Genomic DNA, 20525 nt, shown 5'->3' with positions numbered 1-20525 from the left:
CAAGCTAGGTCGTCTCACCAGCGGTGTCAATGGCAGCGGCAGCGCCCGTTCGGCGGCGGGCACGCGGTCGATCTTTAGCCGGATCTTGACAGAAAGTGGCCGGTCAGAGGTCAAGTACGAGCGCGGGCGAGGGCCCTGTCTCTACAGCCGGGGGACGGCGGCCTACGCGCCGGTGGGCCAGTACTCGTCCTTCAGCAACCGCTTGTAGAGCTTGCCCGTGGGGTGGCGCGGGAGCTCCACGCGGAAATCCACCGACTTGGGACACTTGTAGTGGGCCAGTCGCGCCCGGCAATACTCGATCAGCTCCGCCTCCAGCTCCGGCCCCGCCTCGGCCATCGACACCGGCTGCACCACGGCCTTGACCTGCTCGCCCATCTCCTCGTCCGGCACGCCGAAGACGGCCACGTCGGCGACCTTCGGGTGCAGGCACAGGATGTTCTCCGCCTCCTGCGGGTAGATGTTCACGCCGCCCGAGATGATCATGTACGAGCGGCGGTCCGTGAGGTAGAGGAAGCCGTCGGCGTCCAGGTAGCCGATGTCGCCGAGCGTGGTCCAGCCCCTCCCCTGAGGGTCCTGGACGGAGCGGGTCTTGTCGGGGTCACCGTGGTATTCGAAGCGGGTGGAGCTGTCGAAGTAGATCGTGCCGTGTTCGCCGGCCGGGAGTTCGTCGCCGTCCTCGTCGCAGACGCGCACGGTGCCGAGCAGCGAGCGGCCGACGGTGCCCCGGTGCTCCAGCCAGTCCTGCGAGCCGGTGTAGAGGAAGCCGTTGCCCTCGGTGCCCGCGTAGTACTCGTGGATGATCGGGCCCCACCAGGCGATCATCTGCTCCTTGACGGGGATGGGACAGGGGGCGGCGGCATGGATGGCGCACTGCAGGGACGACAGATCGTACTTTTTCCTGATCTCGGCGGGCAGTTTGAGCATCTTGATGAACATGGTCGGGACGAGCTGCGAATGCGTCACCCCGTACTTCTCGACCAGCTCCAGATAGCGTTCGGGATCGAAGCGCTCCATCACCACGATCGTCGCGCCGAGCCGCTGGAAGCTCAGGCAATAGCGCAGCGGCGCGGCGTGGTAGAGCGGCGCGGGCGACAGATAGACGCTGTCGGCCGTCGGCGCGAACAGGCCCTGGATGAGCTGGAGCAGCATGTTCGGCTCGGTCAGCGGCGTACGCGGCAGAGGGGGCTTGACGCCCTTGGGCCTGCCGGTGGTGCCGGAGGAGTAGAGCATGTCGGAGCCCTGGCACTCGTCGGCGATCGGCGTGACCGGCTGACCCGCCACCGCCTCCTCGTAGGAGTCGTAGCCCTCGGCGGCGCCGTCCAGCATGAGGCGCAGCTCGACGCCGGGCGTCACGGCGGTGATCGAGGTGGTGACCTCCGCCAGGCTCGCGTCCGAGATGAACACCCGGGCGCCGCAGTTGTTCACGATGTACGCGAGCTCGTCGGTGCCCAGCCGGGAGCTGATCGCCGTGTAGTACAGGCCCGACCGCTGCGCCGCCCACGCGATGGCCAGGAAGAGCGGATGGTTGGGGAGCATGAAGGCGACGTGGTCACCCGGCCGCAGCCCGGCGGCGCGGAACAGGTGGGCCAGCCGGTTCGACTCCTCGTCCAGCTGCCGGTAGGTGACCACCTGGCCGGAGCCGGCCATGATCACAGCGGGTTTGTCGGGGGTGACGGCTGCGATGGCTCCCGGGTACATGACCGAACACTATTCGGGAACGTGCGCGCAATGCCAGCGATCTCGAAGGTAACGCCGGCGGCCCCGCGAGTAAGCGGCGACGGCCCGGTAAATACGGCGGAGCCGCGATCTCATCGTCGAGATCGCGGCTCGCTTTTTGCTCAGGCGGCGTGATACACGTCCTGCCACCCGGAGTGGAACCCTGTCGGTCCGTGCCGGTTGCCCCTGCTCACGTCCACAAAGATGTGGGCCGCGTCCTTACCCGAGAAGGAGAACTCCTCGGAGTGCCTGCCGCACGTGGAGAAGGACCTGAACGACGCGTGACCGTCGCTGCCGACGACCTTGAAGGTCTCCCACGCGCACTTGTCGCGGCCCCACCACTTGTAGTTGGTGAGAGTGCTGTCGACGGTGAAGAAGTAGCTGAACCGCCACTCCCACACGCGCTTCTTGATCTTCTTGACGACGAACTCGCAGTGCCTCTTGTGCGTCTTCTTATCGAAGGTGCACACCTTCGTCTTGACGAAGAACGTCTTCCAGTGCCAGAACTTGAACCGCTTCTTGTCCACGCTCACGTGGCCTTCCGCCTTGGCCTTGTGATCGCTGGAGAAGTAGGGTCCCCAGCTCGCGTCGTAGAAGCTCGACGAGGTCGTGGCTGGAGTGGCGGTGGTGACGGTGGTGGCAGTGGCCGCTGCCGGTGCGCCGACAGCCACCACGGTGGTGGCTGCGACGCCGATCAGGATTCGCGAAACGAATCGCACGAGGGCCTCCTCGGGAGAGGTATTGCTGACCCAGCCTTCGTACGTCTCACCGATTGCCATGCACTTTCAACCGACTTAACACCACAGGTCGCGGGATAAGAGGATTTTCCCGATCTTCCGGATTTATCGGTTATTATCCGGCAGCGATCACGGCACCGGCGTACTTCTGCTTGATGAATTCCTTGACCTTCGGGTCCTGAAGGAGCTTGCCCAAGGTCACGATATTCGCGTCCTTTTCATGCCCAGCGGCCACGACCAGCCCATTGGTGTACGGGTTCCCCTCGGCCTTCTCCAGCACCAGGGCTTGCGAAGCGGGCTTGAGGCCGGCCTCGATGGCGTAGTTGCCGTTGATGACCGCGGCGTCGACGTCGTCGAGCGAGCGGGGCAGCTGCGCGGCCTCCAGCGGCTTGAACACCAGCTTTTTCGGGTTGTCGGTCACGTCACGCTCGGTCGCCGCGGTGCCGGCGCCGTCCTTGAGCTTGACCACGCCGTTGTCGGCGAGCAGCTTGAGCGCGCGGCCCAGGTTCGTGGCGTCGTTGGGCACGGCCACGGTGCCACCCTGCGGCAGGGCGGCCAGGGCGGTCACCTTCTTGGAGTACAACCCCAGCGGCTCCAGATGCACCGGCGTCACGAAGCTCAGCTTGGTGCCCTTGGAGGCGTTGAAGTCGTCCAGGTAGGGCTTGTGCTGGAAGAAGTTCGCGTCCAGCTGGCCCTCGCTGAGCTGTACGTTCGGCTGCACGTAGTCCGTGAACTCCACGATGTCCAGCTTCAGCCCGGCCGCGGGGGCCAGGTTCTGCTTGACGAAGTTCAGGATCTCGGCGTGCGGGACCGGGCTGGCGCCCACCTTCAGCACGGTGTCGGCCGACTCGGCGGTCTTGCCGGTCGCTCCCTGCGACGTTCCGCATGCGGCGAGCAACAGGGCAAGGGCAAGAGCGCCCACAATGGTCCGAAATTTCATTATTTTCCTTTACTTATGCGATAGCCGACGGGCGACCAGGTCGCCCAGGCTCTGGATCAGCTGCACCAGCACGACGAGCAGCACGACAGTGACGATCATGAGCAGGGTCTCGAACCGCTGGTACCCGTACCTGACGGCCAGGTCCCCCAGCCCGCCCCCGCCGATGGTCCCGGCCATGGCCGAGTAGCCGATGAGCGCGACGACGGTGACGGTCACCGCGGCGACGAGGCCGGGCAGCGCCTCGGGCAGCAGCACCTTGCGCACGATCGTCGTACGACCGGCGCCCATGGCCTGGGCCGCCTGCACCACGTCGGCGCCCACCTCGCGCAGCGCCGTCTCCACCAGCCTGGCGAAGAATGGCACCGCCCCCACGGTGAGCGGCACGACCACGGCCGCGGTGCCGATGGTGGTGCCCACGACAAGCCGGGTGAAGGGGATGATGGCGATCATCAGCACGATGAACGGCAGCGACCGCCCCACGTTCACCACGACGCCCAGCACCGACTTCAACGCCGGCGCCGGCCGCAGCCCGCCGCGATCGAACACCACGAGCGCCACGCCCAGGGGCAGCCCGAACAGCACAGTGAAGAGGGTCGACCAGCCGACCATCTGCGCGGTCTGCCCGGCCGCCTCCCAGAGCAACGGCCCCATCTCATCCCAGGTCATGCCGACTCCCCCGTGCTATGCCGTACAAGAAGCTTCGTCATGACACCAGCACTCCCCGCGAGCGCAGGAAGTCCAGCGCGCCGGCCTCCTCGCCCCCCGAGAAGGACACCCGCAGGCGCCCGACGGCGCCACCCGCGAGGTCCTCGATCGAGCCACCCAGGATGTTCACGTCAACGTCGAACTTGCGCACCACCTCCGACACGACCGCCTGCCGCGGGTCGCCGGTGAAGGTGAGCGTGACCGAGCCCGCGGGCGCCGGTTCGGGCAGCGGGAAGATCTCGCGCGTCAGTCGCGATCCCGGCGTCCTGATCAGGTCGGCGATCGTGCCCGACTCCTCGACGCGGCCGTCCGACATGATGGCGACCGAGTCGCAGACGCTCTTGACGACGTTCATCTCGTGGGTGATCAGCAGGATCGTCAGGCCGAGCTCGGTGTTGAGCCGCTTGAGCAGGGCCAGGATCGACTGCGTGGTGGCCGGGTCGAGCGCCGAGGTGGCCTCGTCCGACAGCAGGACCGACGGGTTGCCCGCGAGCGCCCTGGCGATGCCGACGCGCTGCTTCTGCCCGCCCGACAGCTGGTTCGGACGGTCGCCACCCCGGCCGCCGAGGCCGACCAGGTCGAGGAGTTCGGCGACGCGGCGCTCCCGCTCGGCCCTGGGCACGCCCATGACCTCCAGCGGGAAGGCGACGTTCCCGGCGACCGTGCGCGAGGAGAGCAGCGCGAAGTGCTGGTGGATCATGCCGATGCGCTGCCTGGCGCGATTGAGCTCGCCGCTGCGCAGCGCGGTCAGGTCCTGCCCGGCGACGGTGACGGTGCCCGCGGTGGGGCGTTCGAGCAGGTTGACGCAGCGCAGAAGGGTGCTCTTGCCCGCGCCGCTCTGACCGAGCACGCCGTAGATCTCGCCTTCGCGTACGTGTATGTCGACGCCGTCGAGAGCGACGGTGTTCCCGTACACCTTGCGCAGGCCGGACGCCTGAATCACGAAAAATCCCCACCACTAAGAGCGGCAGCACGCCGCTGGAATCGACATCGTTGGAGGCCCGCAGGCAGGCGGTCTAACGGGTGCCGGGGTGGAAGGGCAGGTGGCTCAACCTGCGCAGCACGAAACTGGGAGTAAGCAGCATGGGTGACCTTCGAGGAGGGACGGCTGGTTAGCGGACCTGGCAGCCCATGGCGGACATTCGCCCCATACAGCAACATCCGGCGCCGCGGCGGGCGCTCTGGTCTGTCACGTATGCCTCGTTCACGCCATTGTTAACGGCCCGACGACTTCCCGCTATTCCCTACTTCCTCGGTGACCTGCGTCACGACACTCCAGCTGTGCGCAGGGACGACGGTCGGATCGCTCACGCCGTGCCGCGGCTCGGCCGGGTCGGCCCGGCCGATCGGGAAGTGGTGCGGCTGGTCGCCGAGGTTCAGCAGCGTGACGATCTCCGCCCTGTCGCCGCCGCCGTCGCGCGGGCGGGAGCGGAGGGCCACAGCGGTGTTGGTCAGGTGTTCGGCGGTGGTACGGGCTCTGACCAGCCACGGGTGGCGCCTGCGCAGGCCGATGAGCCGCTGGTGCAGCCGGTAGACCTCGATCCCGTCCGGAGCGAGGCCGCCGGGCTCTGCCGGGAACTCCGGCCTGATCGCGTCGTCACCACCTGCCCGCTCCTCCTTCAGCCCCTGGAACGCCTGCTCGTCCCCGTAATAGACGCTCGGCAGGCCGCCGACGGTGAAGAGCACGGCCAGGGCGTGGCCGAGGTGGAGGGGGTTCTCTAGCCGGGTGGCGAGCCTGGTGACGTCGTGGTTCCCAACGAAGGTGAGGGGGACGAAGGTGTCCAGCAACCCGTCGTGGCGGTCGAGGGCCCAGGCCAGCTCGAAGAGGTTCCGGTCGTTCAGGGAGCTCCAGATGGCCTTCCACAGCTCGTACTGGGTGACGGAGTCGAGTCCCGACTCGGCGACATATCCGGCATAGTCGCCGTGGATCACCTCGCCGCCGAACCACGCCTGCGGGTGCCGCGCCCGCACCCCGGGCAGCACTTCCCGCCAGAACGACGCCGGGACGGCATAGGCCGCGTCGAGCCGCCAGCCCGCCGCGCCGCGGTCGAGCCAGTGGTTCAGTACGGCGGCGACGTGGTCTCGCACGGCCGGTTCGGTGTGGTCGAGCGCGACAAGCCCCGGATGCCCCTCGAACACCTCATAGCCGTCGGGCCCTTTCCTGAACCATCGTTCGTCAGCCTGGAACGATCGGCCGACGTGGTTGAACACGCCGTCGAGGATGATCCGGAGCCCGCGCCGCCGCGCCTCGGCGACGAGGGAGTCGAAGTCGGCGTCGTCACCGAGGCGCGGGTCGATCCTGAAGTGATCGACGGTGTCGTAGCCGTGGGTCTCGGCGGCGAAGATCGGCCCGAGCTGCAACCCCGAACAGCCGAGCTCCACGACATAGTCCAGCCACGCCTCCAGGTGGCGCAGCCGGTGCCGCACACCAGCCTGGGCGGCGGCCGGGGCTCCGGTGAAGCCGAGCGGGTAGACCTGCCACCAGATCGCATGGTCAGTCCACGATGGCACGTACGCTCCTCTCCCGGCGTACTGTCCAGGGTAGATAGCCGATCCCCAGGGCCAGCACGCAGCCTATGACCGTGTCCGCCAGCCGGTACCCGATCGTGGCGGGGGCCACTCTTCCACCGCCCTCCATGAGCAGCAGGACGAGCGGCGTCATGACGGTCGCGTACAGGGTGTACTGGCGCTCCTTGAGCACCGGGCGGACCGCGGCCAGCCCCGAGACGAGCAGCACGAACAGCCACGACGGCGGCACCCACAGCAGCACGGCGGACCCGGCCAGCACTCCGGCGGCGGTGCCCGCGGCCCGCTCGATCGCCCGCCGCAGCGCGCCGTCCAACTGTCGCCTGACCACGATCACGACGGTGACGGCGATCCAGGAGGCGTTCGGCTGCGGCCACACCAGGCTGATGACCTCGGCCGCGGCCAGGCAGGTGGTCAGGCGGATGGAGTACTGCCAGCCGCGCACGGTCCCGAGCGTCCGCCACCAGCGCTTCAGAAGCGCTCTGCTCGTGGGCGCGGGACCCGTCCGCCCCTCCTGGGGTGGTCGTCGCGTCCGGGCGCTCAGCGCGGTGAGCGGTGAGGGGGCTGGCGCGGTGAGCAGTGAGGGGGCTGGCGCGATGGGCGGCGCGGTGGGCAGTGTCGTGGGCAGTCCGATGGCTGGCGCGGTGGGCAGTGCCGTGACGAGGGCCGTGACCAGTAGACCCCAGATCGCCCCTTCGGCGAGCAGTACGGCGGCGGCGACGGGAGCGGCGGCCTGGGCGCCCAGGCCGGTCGTGATGACCATGAAGACGATGAAGCGCGTGGTGTGCTCAGCCATGGGACGACTCATCCCGCCCACCACCGCCACCACGGCAGCGACGAGCACGACGGCCACCGCCGTGATCCAGCCGTGTCCACCGGCGACGACACCGACGAGCCCCGCCCCGGTCGTGGCCACCAGTGCGCAACCTCCGCACACCAGCCCCTCAGCCAAGGAGGCGCCCCTGGCGGGTGCGGCGACGCCGTCGGCGCGTGTCGTACCCACCAAGCCTCCACCCACGGAAGCTCCGGACACCACCGCCCGGCCTCCACCCACGGAAACTCCGCTCACCACCGCCCGGCCTCCGCTCAGGGAAACCCCGCCCACGGCGAGGGCGCCAATGGCGGCCAGTGCGCCCAGGTCGGGGTGCCCGGCGGCGACGCCCCACGCGACCGGGCCGCCGAGCCCCAGCGCGGCGGCGATCATACGTCGCGTCTCGATCCCCACGTCGGCACCTCCCGACGCGGGAGCCTAGCACCATCTATACGCATTGCGTAGTAAATAAGAGATGAATACCGAGCACAGGCGAATATTTAGTAAGTGCTATCGTAATAATCATGGACGACGAGGAACTACGAGCCACGGCCGTGTCACTCCGCCGCGCAGCCGTCGGCCTGGCGCGGCGCCTGCGCGAGGAGCGCCCCGCACACGGCCTCGGCGCCCTGGCCCTCTCTCTGCTAGGGCACCTGCACCGGCGCGGCGCGATGACCGCCGGAGAGCTGGCATCGGCCGAACACCTCCAACCGCAGTCCGTCACCCGCGTCCTGGCCGCGCTGGACGAGCAGGGCCTGATCCGCCGCTCCCGCGACGAGGACGACCGCCGCCGGCACCACATCGTCCTCACCGAACGCGGCACCGCGATCCTCACCGAGCAGGCCGGCACCACGGACGTGTGGCTGGCCCAGGCGATGGCACAGCGGCTCACCCCGGCGGAGTGCCGCATCCTGGCCGTCGCCGCCGACCTGCTCGACCGGCTGCACGCTTCCACGGGCCGATCAGACCAGCCGTACCCCTCTACCTCCTGATCAGATCAACCACCCGCCTCTACCTCCCGATCAGACCAACCACCCCCGCCTCTACCGCCCGATCAGACCAGCCGCACCCCCCTACTTCCCGATCAGACCAACCACCCGCCTCTACCGTCCGGTCAAAGGAGAGGGCTCTTGGCTGACGTGAGGATCGGGGGTCTGGCTTCCGAGTCGGGCGTAGGCCGCGGGTGGCATGCCGACGGCGGCGGTGAAGTCGCGAGTCAGGTGCGCCTGGTCGGTGTAGCCGAGTTCGGTGGCCAGCGTGGCGAGATCGAGGCCCTGGTAGACGCGTTCCGCGGCCTCGTGCAGCCGGAAACGGCGGATCACCCACTTGGGGCCGATACCGACGTAGTCCCGGAACAACCGCTGCAGCGAGCGCACCGACCGTCCCGAGTTGGCGGCCAGCTCATCGACCCTGGTCATGGACACGTCGTCCTCCACCATCGCCACCAGCGCCGCGACCTCCTCGGCCAGCGGATCCGGCTCCGGCCCCACACTCAGCAGGAACGTCTCGATGAGCGCCATGGCGGCCCGGGAGTCAGGCTCTGCCAGGACCCGCTCGACCAAGGTCGCGCCCGCCGCGCCGTACATCTCGCCGATCTCCACGAAGCGGCCGGTCAGCTCGGAAACCGGGCCGTCGAGGAACGGCCGGAAGCCGCCGGGGCGGAAGCGCGTGCCGATCACCCGGCCGCTGCCCCGCATCGTGTACGAGAACCCGCCCCTGATCACTCCCGCGATCCGGTGGAAGTCATGGGTGATGGTCATGTTCACGGTGGGATGGGAGACGATGCGCTGTTCGTACGGCTCGGGGAGATCGGTCCAGGTGACGACCCAGAAGTGCTCCACGTAAGCCGAAATTTCGGATGATGGCGCCTGGCGGGCGAAATTGAAGGCGTCGAGTCCCGCGTACGGGTCGACCCAGCCGCGCTGTCGCGTTTCTACAAGCCGCGCCTGCGGTGGGCGGGGCACCATGGCTGCCATGGACGACATGATGCCGCTGATGACGCGTGCCACCGAACGCACCTCGGGGTTGGTGACCGGGGTGCGAGAGGAACAGTTCGGGTCGCCGACGCCATGCGCGAAGTTCGACGTCAAAGAGTTGATCAACCACCTGGAGTGGGTGGCGGAGATGTTCGAGTCGCTGGCGCGCAAGGGACCGCGCCTGGAGCAGGGGCCCTACGCGGGCGACTTCCCCGAGCAAGCGGAGCGCACGCTCGCCGCCTGGTCGCGGCGCGAGGCATGGGAGGGGACCAGCCCCGACATGGGTATGCCGATGACCGCGCTGGCCCACATGTACCTCATCGACCTGGTGGTGCACGGCTGGGACCTGGCCAGGGCCACCGGTCAGCAGTACGAGCCGGAGCCCGAGGCCATCTCGCGGGCGCTGGACTTCACCGACCGGATGGTGGAGATGGGCAGGCAGCGCGGCGTCTTCGGGCCGCCGGTGGCGGTGCCGGACGACGCCCCGGCGTTCGACCACCTGCTGGGCCTCATCGGCCGGGATCCGGCCTGGACACCGTGATCTTCGGTTAACCGGGGGCCTGCGGTCGGTCGAGGTCTACGGTCAGCCGAAGGCTTCGGCTGGTCGGCAGTCTGCGGTCGGTCGGGGGCCCGCGGTTGGTCGGCAGTCTGCGATCGGTCGGGGGCCCGATTGGTCGGCGGCCCGCGGTTGGTCGACGGTCTGCGGTTGGTCGGCGGTCTTGCGGTTGGACGCGTCTGCGGTTGATGGGGCGGCCACGCTAGGCGTTCGCGTCAGTCATCCGGCGGTAGGGGTCGCGCAGCGGGGTGACGCGTTCGGCGAAGTCGGCCTTGATCCTGGCCATGCGCGGACCGGGGGCGTAGAAGCGGCCCTTGGTCTCGCCGTACGGCTGGAGCCAGCCCTTGGCGGCGAGGTCGCGCAGGTCGCGGGCGGCCTGGCCCTGGCTGAGCCCTTCGTCGGCCTGGTAGCGGCTCCTGCGCAGACGCCTGTTGACGAACACCTCGTAGAGGGCGGAGACGGTCCGGTTGTTGAGACCGTCGCCGTCGACCTGCTCCTCCAGCAGCATCCAGATCTCCCCGGCCTCGGCCAGACGCTGCCCGACCCGTTGGGCCTGGAGATGGTGGGCCCGCAGGCAGAATCGCACCCAGGACAACATCTCGTCGTACGGCCGCCACGAGCCCTGCTGGATCTCCCGGAGCGCGCGGTAGTAATCGACCGTGTTCTCGCCTAGGCCGAGCCACTCCTCGATGGAGGAGAACTCAGGAGTGAGAATCTGCTCGCGGCCGAGGACCAGTGTCTGCAGGGCGCGCGACATCCTCCCGTTGCCGTCGCGCCACGGGTGGATCGCGACCAGGTTGAAGTGCGCCATCGCCCCACGCACGTAGCTTGGCGCGTCGAGATCTCCGGTGTTCAGCCACGTGACCAGCTCGTCGAGCAACCCCGGCACCTCTTCGGCGTCAGGGCCCTCGTAGACCACCTCTCCCGTCGCGGAATTGCGAACATAGATACCGCCGGGGCGTACTACTCCAGGCGTCTTGTCACGGTGATGGCCGATCATCATGAAGTTGAGCGCGTTGAGCAGCCCCACGTCGAAGCGGAAGGTGGGAGCGCGTGAAAGCATCTGGATATAGGTCAGCGCCTGCTGGTAACCCGCGATCTCCCGCGTCACCGATGCCGACGTCTCCAGCGGCTCCTCCCCCGACATGATCGACTCGATGTCTTCGACGCTGGCGTGATAGCCCTCGATCGAGTTGGATCCCTGAATCGCCCGCGCCTGCAGTTGCCTGCGGAGCTGTCCGTCCCAACGGTGCGACTCGGCCAAGCGATATTTCAAGTCGCGCCGCATGTCTTCGATCTCCGCGAGCACGCCCTTGTCGGCGGCCTCCAATGCGGGTGTGTCGTACAACATGAAGCCAGAAAAGCATGAGCGAATCATTCAGTCAAACGAACGGATAATTCGCCTAAATAGCCAAAAGCCCCGCCGTACCGAAGTACGACGGGGCAGATGGGTGACAGGTCAGGCCGCGACCGTCGAGGCGACCTGAGCCGGGGTCAGGGCGATGTCGAGGACCTCGCGCACGTCGCTGACCGGGTGGATCGTCAGCTCGTTACGCACCTCCTCGGGCACGTCGTCCAGGTCCGGCTCGTTGCGGGCCGGGATGAGGACCGTGGTGATGCCCGCCCGGTGCGCCGCCAGCAGCTTCTGCTTGACGCCGCCGATCGGCAGCACCCGGCCGGTGAGGGAGATCTCACCGGTCATGGCCACGTCACTGCGTACCGTACGACCGGACAGGAGCGAGGCCAGCGCGGTCGTCAGCGTCACGCCCGCCGAGGGGCCGTCCTTGGGCACGGCGCCCGCGGGGAAGTGGACGTGGACCGAGCGGTCCTTGAACGCGGTGACCGGCAGCTCCAGCTCCGCGCCGTGCGAGCGCAGGTAGGAGAGCGCGATCCGGGCCGACTCCTTCATCACGTCGCCGAGCTGGCCGGTGAGCGTGAGCCCCGTCTCGCCGGTCTCCGGCTCGGCCAGCGACGCCTCGACGTAGAGGACGTCGCCACCTGCGCCGGTGACCGCCAGGCCGGTCGCCACGCCGGGCACCGAGGTGCGCTGGGTGGCCTCCGGCAGCGACGACTCCGGCACGAACCTGGGGCGGCCGATGTAGCCGACCAGATCGTCCTCGCCGACCGTGACGGGCAGCTCGTTGTTGGCCGCGACCTTGCGCAGGATGCGGGCGACCGAGCGCTCCAGGGACCGTACGCCGGCCTCCCGGGTGTATTCGGCGGCCAGCCTGCGCAGCGCCGCGTCCTCGACGCCCACCTCTTCGGCGGTCAGACCGGCGAGGTCGAGCTGCCGGGGCAGCAGGTGGTCACGGGCGATCGCCACCTTCTCGTCCTCGGTGTAGCCGTCGAGCGTGACGACCTCCATGCGGTCGAGCAGCGGCCCGGGGATGGCCTCCAGGACGTTGGCCGTCGCCAGGAACAGCACGTCGGACAGGTCAAGCTCGACCTCGAGGTAGTGGTCGCGGAACGTGTGGTTCTGCGCCGGGTCGAGCACTTCGAGCAGGGCCGCCGTCGGGTCGCCGCGGTAGTCGGCGCCGACCTTGTCGACCTCGTCGAGCAGCACGACCGGGTTCATCGACCCGGCCTCGCGGATGGCGCGGACGATGCGGCCGGGCAGCGCGCCGACGTAAGTGCGCCGGTGACCGCGGATCTCCGCCTCGTCACGGACGCCGCCGAGCGCGACGCGGACGAACTTACGGCCCATCGCCCGCGCGACGGACTCGCCCAGCGAGGTCTTGCCCACTCCGGGAGGCCCGGCGAGCGCGAGTACGGCGCCGCTGCGACGGCCGCCCACCACGCCGAAGCCCTTGTCCTGGCGGCGCTTGCGCACGGCCAGGTGCTCGATGACGCGGTCCTTCACGTCGGCGAGGCCGGTGTGGTCGGCGTCCAGCACCGCACGGGCGCCGGTGATGTCGTAGTTGTCCTCGGTCCGCTCGTTCCAGGGCAGGTCGAGGACGGTGTCGAGCCACGTACGGATCCAGCCGGTCTCAGGAGACTGGTCGGACGTACGCTCCAGCTTGTCGACCTCCTTGAGCGCGGCCTCGCGCACCTTCTCCGGCAGGTCGGCGGCCTCGACGCGGGCCCGGTAGTCCTCTTCCTCGGTCTCGGTGGAGTCGCCGTTGAGCTCCTTGAGCTCCTTGCGGACCGCGGCGAGCTGCTGACGCAGCAGGAACTCACGCTGCTGCTTGTCCATGCCCTCCTGGACGTCCTTGCGGATCGTCTCGGCGACGTCGAGCTCGGCCAGATGCTCGCGCGACCACTCGACCAGCCTGGCCAGCCGCTCGGCCGGGTCGGCGGCCTCCAGCAGCTCGACCTTCTGGGCCGTCGTCAGCCAAGGCGTGTAGCCGGAGCTGTCGGCCAGCACCGACGGGTCGTCGATCTGGTTGACCTGGTCGACCACCTGCCAGGCGCCGCGCTTCTGCAGGATCGTGGTGGCCAGGGCCTTGTACTCCTTGGCCAGCTCCTGGGCGCGCTCACCGGCGGCGACGGTGTCGATCGTGATGGCCTCCACCCAAAGGGCGGCGCCGGGGCCGGTCGTGCCAGTGCCGACGCGCACGCGGTCGACGCCGCGCACCACGGCGGCGGGCTCGCCGCCGGGCAGCCTCCCGACCTGCTCGACAACGGCCTGCACGCCGACAGCGCCGTAACGGCCGTCGATCCGGGGAACGAGAAGGACCCGCGGCTTGTTACCACCGGATGCCTGAGCCGCGTCAATGGCAGCCCGCACCTCGGAGTCGGACAGGTCCAGCGGAACCACCATGCCCGGCAGGACGACCTCGTCGTCCAGCGGCAGGACCGGGAGGATCAAGCTCTCACTCATACGAACTCCAAAGGGTTGAGTTATATGGACTCAAGTCATTAGAGCCCGGCATTGTTCCCAGGGTTGCCGATGTTCGCTCACGGCGATCGTAATTATGTAAGCGACCCATACCTGAGGATGACGACCCAGGGTTGATGTCCGCCCGTCCACGCCCCCGTAGGGTGGTCGCGTGTTCTCGGCAGTCGTGCGTCCCTTCGCGCTGGCGCTGTTTCAGGGCGACGCGGACCCGCCGCCGCCCCGGTCGCAGCGACTGCGCCTCCGGCTGCCCCTCGTCGGCGTCGTCGATCTGGCTCAGGCCGCCGGCATCGTGCTGGCGCTGATCCTTTACGGCACCACGCTGTCCCAGCTGATGGACTGGAACGTCACGGGCACCCGGCGGATGTCCGAGCCGCTGCTCTACCTCACCGCCGCGGCCATCTCCGTGCCCGTGGCGCTGCGCGACCGATGGCCGCTGGCGGCCTGGCGGGCGACCATGGTCATGCTGCCGGTCGTCCTCTGGGTGACCCGGGCGGTCGGCACGAGTGATCCGCCCTACATGCTCGGGCTGGCGGTGATGTACCCGCTGGTGGCCTATTCGGTCGCCGTGCGCTGCGACCGCCGGATCACCGTCGCCGTTTGGGTGATCAGCTTCCTGACCGCGTGGATCATCGACCCCGACTCGCTCTACCTCGTCACGATCATGGTGACGGTCGCCGCCCTGTACGGCTACAACGTACGCGTCCGCCGCAACGCCACGGCCAGGCTCGCGGAGGAGGAGCGGCGCTCGCGGCTGGCCGAAGGCGCGCAGGCCGTGCTCGAAGAGCGCGCCAGGATCGCGCGGGAGCTGCACGACGTGGTCGCCCACCACATGTCGGTGATCGCCATCCAGGCCGAGGCGGTGCCGCTCAAGGCGGCCGGCGATCCCGCGCGGCTGGAGGCGGGCCTGGCCGAGATCCGCAGCCTGTCCCTGGAGGCCATCGCCGAGCTGCGCCAGGTGCTCGGCGTGCTGCGCGACCAGGACGGCCGCACCGACACCGCGCCGCAGCCCGGCCTCGACCGGCTGGACGATCTCGTGTCCAACGCCCGCGCCGCCGGGCTCACCGTGGGGGTCGAGCTGCCGGATCAGCTGCTCGGGGCGCTGCCGCCCGCCGTCGGGCTTTCCGCGTACCGGATCGTGCAGGAGTCACTGAGCAACGCGATGCGCCATGCGCCCGGCACCACGGTCACGGTCGTCGTCGCACGCGACGACGCCTTACGGCTCCACGTCACCAACGGTCCCGGCGCCACGCCGGGCGGCCCGGAAGGGACCGGTCAAGGGCTGGTGGGCATGCGGGAAAGGGCGGCCCTGCTCGGCGGCACGTTAGAGGCGAGACCCATCGAAGGGGGCGGTTTCCAGGTGTCCGCGACGTTACCGATCGCCGGGGCGGAGGAGACGGCGTGATCCGGGTGCTGATCGCGGACGATCAGGGCATGGTGCGCACCGGGTTCACGGTGTTCCTGAGCGCGCAGTCCGACATCGAGGTGGTGGGCGAGGCGGCCAACGGCGAAGAGGCGGTGCGGCGGGCGGCCGAGCTGCGGCCTGATGTGGTGCTCATGGACGTACGCATGCCGGTCATGGACGGACTGACGGCGACCAGGCGCCTCCTGTCGTCTGGCGACGGCCCGAAGGTCCTCATCCTGACCACCTTCGACCTCGACGACTATGTCTATGAGGCGCTGCGGGCGGGGGCGAGCGGGTTCCTGCTCAAGGACGCCTCGGCAGTCCAGCTGGCCGAGGCCGTGCGGGTCGTCGCGGCGGGCGACGCCCTCATCGCCCCGGCGGTCACCAAGCGGCTGATCCACGAGTTCGCCCGGTTGGGCGCGCCCCGGGCGCCGACGGTCCGGCGGCTGGCGGAGCTGACGGAGCGCGAGACGGAGGTGCTGGCGCTGGTGGCGCAGGCGATGTCCAACCAGGAGATCGCGGAGAAGCTGGTGGTGGCGGAGCAGACGGTCAAGACGCATGTGGGGCGGATGCTGATGAAACTGGGGCTGCGCGACAGGGCACAGGCGATCGTGTACGCGTACGAGACGGGACTGGTACGCCCGGGAGACTGAGGCGTACGGGTGGCTCCACCAGAGGCAGGCAGGCAGGTGGGGGCAGGCAGGTGACCGCGTGCGCGGACGGAGGGCGGGGCGGGCGAGTGACCGCGTGCGCGGACAGGGGGCAGAGACAGCCGGGATGACCGCGTGCGCGGACGGAAGGCAGGATCTACCGTCTGAGAAATGGACCCGCTTGCGCTTTTCCATCAGGTGTCCGCGTCGGTGCCCGCGTACGGGGAGTTCCTCGCCGCGCACGGTGTCAGTCCGGACCAGGTGTCGAGCATGGCCGACTTCGCGCGGTTGCCGCTGCTCACCAAGGACGGCTACCTCAACCGCCACCCACTCCCCCGGCTCTGCCGCGACGGCGTGATCGGCGACATGATCGCGGTCTCGTCCGGTTCGACGGGCACGCCGACGTTCTGGCCGCGTTCCGTGTCCGACGAGCGGGTGATCGCCGCGCGGTTCGAGGAGGTGTTCCGGGACTCCTTCGAGGCTCGGGAGCGCAGAACGCTGGCCGTCGTCTGCTTCGCGCTCGGCACCTGGGTGGGCGGGCTGTTCACCGTGGCCTGCTGCCGCCACCTGGCCGAGCGCGGCTACCCGATCACTGTGGTTGCCCCCGGCAGCGACAAGCGTGAGATCCTTCGCGTACTCCCGCAACTGGCCCCGCACTTCGACCAGGTCGTGCTCCTCGGCTATCCGCCCTTCCTCAAGGACGTCATCGACGCGGGACTTCCCTGGTCCAGGTGGAACGTCAAGCTTGTCACGGCCGGGGAGGTGTTCAGCGAGGAGTGGCGCACGCTCGTGGCGGACAGGGCGGGCATCGCCGACCCGGTACGTGGCATCGCCTCCCTGTACGGCACGGCCGACGCGGGCGTGCTGGGCAACGAGACGCCTCTTTCCGTGGAGATCCGCCGGTTCCTGGCCGGGCGTCCCGGGGCCGCGAGGGAGCTGTTCGGGGAGTCGCGGCTGCCGACGCTCGTCCAGTACGACCCGGAGGTCCGCTTCTTCGAGGAGCACGAGGGCACGCTGGTGTTCTCGGGCGACAATGGCATCCCCCTGGTCCGCTATCACATCGCCGACGAGGGCGGGATCGTGCCGTTCGAGCGGATGTCACGTTTCGTCCGGCACCACGGCTTCGAGCCTTCGGCGACCGGCCCGTCCCGGCCCTTCGTCTACGTGTTCGGGCGCAGCCACTTCACCGTGTCCTACTACGGGGCGAACGTGTACCCGGAGAACATCTCCGTAGGGCTGCAGCAGCCGGCTGTCAGCTCGCTGGTGACCGGAAAGTTCGTCATGGAGGCGGTCGAGGACGACCGGCGCGACCGGCACCTGACGGTGACGGTGGAACTCATGCCCGGTGAGAAGCCGTCGGAGGAGACGGCGAGGCTGGTGGGCGAGTCGATCCTCGAACAGTTGCTCCGGCTCAACAGCGAGTTCGCGGCCTATGTACCAATGGCCCAGCAGGCGCCGTTCATCCGGCTACGTGAGCTGGGCGACCCCGAGTACTTCCCACCCGGCACCAAACACCGCTACACCCGAGCGTGACGACCATCCCGGCAGGATGATCTCAGACCGGTCGATCATGCCCACCGGCACACCGGTGATGTCCGAGCCGCTGCTCTACTTCACCGCCGCGGCCATCTCCGTGCCCGTGGCGCTGCGCGACCGATGGCCGCTGGCGGCCTGGCGGCCTGGCGGGCTGGCGGGCTGGCGGGCGACCATGATCATGCTGCCGGTCGTCCTCTGGGTGACCCGGGCGGTCGGCACGAGTGATCCGCCCTACATGCTCGGGCTGGCGGTGATGTACCCGCTGGTGACCTATTCGGTCGCCGTGCGCTGCGACCGCCGGATCACCGTCGCCGTTTGGACGATCAGCTTCCTGACCGCGTGGATCATCGACCCCGACTCGCTCTACCTCGTCACGATCATGGTGACGGTCGCCGCCCTGTACGGCTACAACGTACGCGTCCGCCGCAACGCCACGGCCAGGCTCGCGGAAGAGGAGCGGCGCCACGAGCAGTCCCTGGTCGGCCCCGATCTGCACGAGATCGAGCCGGCGTCCATCGTCGGTGACCGCTTCGACAGCCGCGCGGCCGAAGCCGACCTCATCAGCGCGGGACTCGGCATCGGTCACATCCCGCCATCGCCCGGCACCAGGAGAGAGCCGCTGCTTCGGGCGGTGCGGGTAGGCCGGAGTAGGCCGCGTACAGATCGACCAGGTGGCCGTGACGGCCGTCCTCAGTCGTGCTCGGAGGGCACCACGTCGAAGGAGATGCCCTGGTCGCGCATCTCCTTGAGGGTCCGCTCGGGTGCGGCGTCGTTGGTGAGCACGAGGTCCCAGGCCGGCAGGGGCGCGACCCGGTGCAGGGCCACGCGGTCGAGCTTGGTGTGGTCGACCATGAGGACGCTGCGCTGGGCGGCGCGCATCATGGCCTGCTTGACCAGGACGACCTCCTGCTCCTGATGGTAGGTGAAGCCGCCGGACACGGCGGAGATCGAGGCGAACAGCAGGTCCACGCGCAGGGCCTCGATCGCCTCCAGGCACGGCACCCCGAGGAAGGACTCGTGGGGCCGGTACCAATCGCCGCCCAGCCCGATCAGGCGGATGTTGGGCAGGTCGCGCAGCACAGTGATGGCGCCCATGAAGTTCGTGACGACCGTGAGCGGAATGTCGTCGAGCAGCCGGGCGAGTTCCAGCGTGGTGGTCGAACCGTCGATCATGATGGCCATGCCGGGCTCGATCAGCTTACGTGCCCGCCGCGCGAGTGCGCGCTTCTCGCGTACGGCGCTACGCATCCGGTAGGCGACGTTGGACTCGAAGATGCTCGACGGCTGGACGCTGACACCGCCGCGATGTTTGTGCACGATGCGCTGGCGTTCCAGTTCGTCCAGGTCGCGGTGGATGGTCATGGTGCTGACGGCGAATCGCTCCGCGAGGTCCGCGGCCGTGGCCGAGCCGTGCTGGAGCACGTACTCGGTGATGTCGGCCTGGCGCTGAGCACGCTTGCTTCCCAGCCCGTTCTTGATATCGGACATCGCTCTCCTGTGATCATCTGTTGACGGAACGAGCATAGGCATGACCCCTGGCGTCAAGGCTTCTCACAGGATAGATGTTTTCATAACACGTAAATCTCACCACCGTCGAGCGTTCATCACAGCCGATCCGCTGCCACGAGTCCACTGAAGAGGGACAATTGTTATGAACGGGGCATCGTTGCGACACATCTATTGCGAAGTTCACGTTTGAATTGTTAGATGTAGCACCAACGCAACATCCTCGCGAGTGGTCCCAAGTGGCCGCTCGTCACCCCCCTCAGGAGGAACCCATGCCCCCGGGCAGGACCCTGCGTGGTATCGCCATGGCCGTCTCAGCCGTCATGGTCACCTCGGTGACCGCCTGCGGCGGAGGAGGTGACGGGTTCAGCGGCCAGACCGTCACGTTCTGGCACTCGATGGCCGGCAAGAACGGCGAAGCGGTCGCCAAACTGGTGGCGGACTACAACAGCAAGAACTCCGGCAAGATCCGGGTCCAGGCCATCTACCAGGGCAAGTACAACGACGCGCTGACCAAGCTACGCGCCTCCATCCAGTCCAGGCAGACCCCCAACCTGGTACAGGTCTTCGAGATCGGCACCCGGCTGATGGTCGACACCAAGGCCATCGTGCCGTTCGCCGACCTCGCGCAGGCCGGCGGCTTCTCCACCGGGGATCTGGAGCCGGGCATCGCCCGCTACTACACGGTGGGCGGGAAGCTACAGTCGCTGCCCTTCAACGCCTCCGCCCCACTGCTGTTCTACAACAAGGACGCCTTCAAGGAGGCCGGGCTCGACCCGAACAAGCCGCCCACCACGCTCGGGGAGATGGCCAAGGCCGCCAAGAAGCTGACGGTCAAGTCGGGCACCTCCGTCAGCCGGTACGGCTTCGTCGCCTCCATCGACGGCTGGCTCGTCGAGCAGCTCCTGGCCAACGCCGGAGTCGAGTACTGCGGCCCGGGCAACGGCCGGGCGGACGCGGCCACCGCCGTCAACTGGAACACCCCGACCCTGAAGAGCATCGTCGACTTCTGGTCCACCTCAGTGAAGGACGGCGTGGCGCTCAACGTCGGCCGCAACAACACCGACGCCTCCGCCGCGTTCCAGGCCGGGCGGGCCGCGATGCTCCCCTTCACCTCCGCGAACCTCCGCGACATCATCAGCGGCGCCAAGTTCGAGGTCGGAGTGGCGAACTACGTGCGACCCGACGACGCCGAGCCGGGCAAGGGCGGCGTCTTCAACGGCGGCGGCTCGATCTGGACCCTCGCCGACCACTCCAAGGAGCAACAGGCCGCCGCCTTCGACTTCCTGAAGTACCTCGCCTCCCCCGAGGCCCAGGCCACCTGGTCCACCAGCACCGGCTACATCGCGGTCAACGCCAAGGCCCAGGACACCGAGACCTACAAGAAGGTGCTGACGACCTACCCCGACTTCGCCAAGCCCGCCGAAGAACTGCGCGCCGCCGCCGACGCCCCCGCCGCCCAGGGCTGCCTCATGGGCGCGATGCCGCAGGCCAGGGACAAGATGAACGACATCGTGGAGAGCGTCATCCTCGGCCGCGCCACGCCGGAGGCCGCCATCGCCAACGCAGAGGCGGCCATCAAGCCGGCGATCGAGTCCTACAACAAGTCCGTCGGAAAGTGACGAG

General features: G+C 68.6%; 17 protein-coding genes. 6 read left to right on the top strand and 11 right to left on the bottom strand.

Features of this window, described 5'->3' with window-relative positions; genetic code table 11:
• Positions 1 to 162: 162 nt before the first annotated feature.
• The 7 genes from ACIBO2_RS27265 to ACIBO2_RS27235 form a co-directional block, all read right to left on the bottom strand.
• Positions 163 to 1698, bottom strand: a complete 1536-nt coding sequence (locus ACIBO2_RS27265) for an AMP-binding protein (protein WP_397300327.1) — start codon at positions 1696 to 1698, stop codon at positions 163 to 165.
• A 140-nt stretch (positions 1699 to 1838) separates the two neighbouring features.
• Entirely contained in the window at positions 1839 to 2435 is a 597-nt protein-coding gene (locus tag ACIBO2_RS27260) for a hypothetical protein (RefSeq protein WP_358550514.1), read from the bottom strand.
• Between the two features lie 133 nt (positions 2436 to 2568).
• A complete protein-coding gene (locus ACIBO2_RS27255) occupies positions 2569 to 3393 on the bottom strand; it encodes a MetQ/NlpA family ABC transporter substrate-binding protein (protein ID WP_397300324.1) in 825 nt (274 codons plus the stop codon).
• A 9-nt stretch (positions 3394 to 3402) separates the two neighbouring features.
• Positions 3403 to 4059 (bottom strand): methionine ABC transporter permease, encoded by a 657-nt coding sequence (locus ACIBO2_RS27250; protein ID WP_225291457.1) that lies wholly within the window; start codon positions 4057 to 4059, stop codon positions 3403 to 3405.
• Positions 4060 to 4096: 37 nt separating this feature from the next.
• On the bottom strand, positions 4097 to 5041 hold the full coding sequence (locus ACIBO2_RS27245; protein WP_358197367.1) for an ATP-binding cassette domain-containing protein: 945 nt from the start codon (positions 5039 to 5041) through the stop codon (positions 4097 to 4099).
• Between the two features lie 272 nt (positions 5042 to 5313).
• Positions 5314 to 6609 carry an alpha-amylase family glycosyl hydrolase gene (locus tag ACIBO2_RS27240; protein ID WP_358550511.1) on the bottom strand — a complete coding sequence of 432 codons (1296 nt, stop codon included), beginning with the start codon at positions 6607 to 6609 and terminating at the stop codon, positions 5314 to 5316.
• Positions 6593 to 7849, bottom strand: a complete 1257-nt coding sequence (locus ACIBO2_RS27235; protein WP_397300319.1) for an FUSC family protein — start codon at positions 7847 to 7849, stop codon at positions 6593 to 6595. Before ACIBO2_RS27235 ends, ACIBO2_RS27240 begins: the two co-directional genes overlap by 17 nt.
• 110 nt (positions 7850 to 7959) lie before the next feature.
• On the opposite strand from ACIBO2_RS27235, the gene ACIBO2_RS27230 reads away from it, so the two are divergent.
• The gene (locus tag ACIBO2_RS27230; RefSeq protein ID WP_358550507.1) at positions 7960 to 8427 is read left to right on the top strand and encodes a MarR family transcriptional regulator; all 468 of its coding nucleotides are present in this window, start codon (positions 7960 to 7962) and stop codon (positions 8425 to 8427) included.
• Between the two features lie 111 nt (positions 8428 to 8538).
• Here the strand turns inward: ACIBO2_RS27230 and ACIBO2_RS27225 are convergent, their stop codons facing one another.
• The gene (locus ACIBO2_RS27225) at positions 8539 to 9411 is read right to left on the bottom strand and encodes a helix-turn-helix domain-containing protein (RefSeq protein ID WP_358550505.1); all 873 of its coding nucleotides are present in this window, start codon (positions 9409 to 9411) and stop codon (positions 8539 to 8541) included.
• On the opposite strand from ACIBO2_RS27225, the gene ACIBO2_RS27220 reads away from it, so the two are divergent.
• Positions 9410 to 9952: a TIGR03086 family metal-binding protein gene (locus ACIBO2_RS27220; protein WP_358550503.1), complete on the top strand. Its 543-nt coding sequence runs from the start codon at positions 9410 to 9412 to the stop codon at positions 9950 to 9952. The genes ACIBO2_RS27225 and ACIBO2_RS27220 overlap by 2 nt on opposite strands.
• Before the next feature lie 217 nt (positions 9953 to 10169).
• Here ACIBO2_RS27220 and ACIBO2_RS27215 read toward each other — a convergent pair whose 3' ends face one another.
• Positions 10170 to 11318: a Fic family protein gene (locus ACIBO2_RS27215; protein WP_358550501.1), complete on the bottom strand. Its 1149-nt coding sequence runs from the start codon at positions 11316 to 11318 to the stop codon at positions 10170 to 10172.
• Between the two features lie 108 nt (positions 11319 to 11426).
• Positions 11427 to 13787: an endopeptidase La gene (gene lon / locus ACIBO2_RS27210; protein WP_358550499.1), complete on the bottom strand. Its 2361-nt coding sequence runs from the start codon at positions 13785 to 13787 to the stop codon at positions 11427 to 11429.
• A 169-nt stretch (positions 13788 to 13956) separates the two neighbouring features.
• Between lon and ACIBO2_RS27205 the strand changes: the two genes are divergently transcribed.
• The 3 genes from ACIBO2_RS27205 (at position 13957) to ACIBO2_RS27195 (ending at position 17390) form a co-directional block, all read left to right on the top strand.
• The gene (locus tag ACIBO2_RS27205) at positions 13957 to 15207 is read left to right on the top strand and encodes a sensor histidine kinase (RefSeq protein WP_397300313.1); all 1251 of its coding nucleotides are present in this window, start codon (positions 13957 to 13959) and stop codon (positions 15205 to 15207) included.
• Positions 15204 to 15860: a response regulator transcription factor gene (locus ACIBO2_RS27200; protein ID WP_358550495.1), complete on the top strand. Its 657-nt coding sequence runs from the start codon at positions 15204 to 15206 to the stop codon at positions 15858 to 15860. The genes ACIBO2_RS27205 and ACIBO2_RS27200 overlap by 4 nt, the downstream gene beginning before the upstream one ends.
• Before the next feature lie 168 nt (positions 15861 to 16028).
• Entirely contained in the window at positions 16029 to 17390 is a 1362-nt protein-coding gene (locus ACIBO2_RS27195) for a phenylacetate--CoA ligase family protein (RefSeq protein WP_397300310.1), read from the top strand.
• A 693-nt stretch (positions 17391 to 18083) separates the two neighbouring features.
• Here the strand turns inward: ACIBO2_RS27195 and ACIBO2_RS27190 are convergent.
• Positions 18084 to 18881, bottom strand: coding sequence for a DeoR/GlpR family DNA-binding transcription regulator (locus ACIBO2_RS27190; protein WP_358550491.1), 798 nt, complete (start codon positions 18879 to 18881; stop codon positions 18084 to 18086).
• Positions 18882 to 19171: 290 nt separating this feature from the next.
• Here ACIBO2_RS27190 and ACIBO2_RS27185 point away from each other — a divergent pair, with 290 nt between their 5' ends.
• Positions 19172 to 20521 carry an ABC transporter substrate-binding protein gene (locus ACIBO2_RS27185; RefSeq protein ID WP_397300307.1) on the top strand — a complete coding sequence of 450 codons (1350 nt, stop codon included), beginning with the start codon at positions 19172 to 19174 and terminating at the stop codon, positions 20519 to 20521.
• Positions 20522 to 20525 lie beyond the last annotated feature (4 nt).

This window comes from Nonomuraea sp. NPDC050022 (assembly GCF_044460705.1).
Lineage (GTDB): Bacteria > Actinomycetota > Actinomycetes > Streptosporangiales > Streptosporangiaceae > Nonomuraea.
Note: the sequence above shows the minus strand (reverse complement) of the source record. Positions and strands in the feature narration are given on the sequence as shown.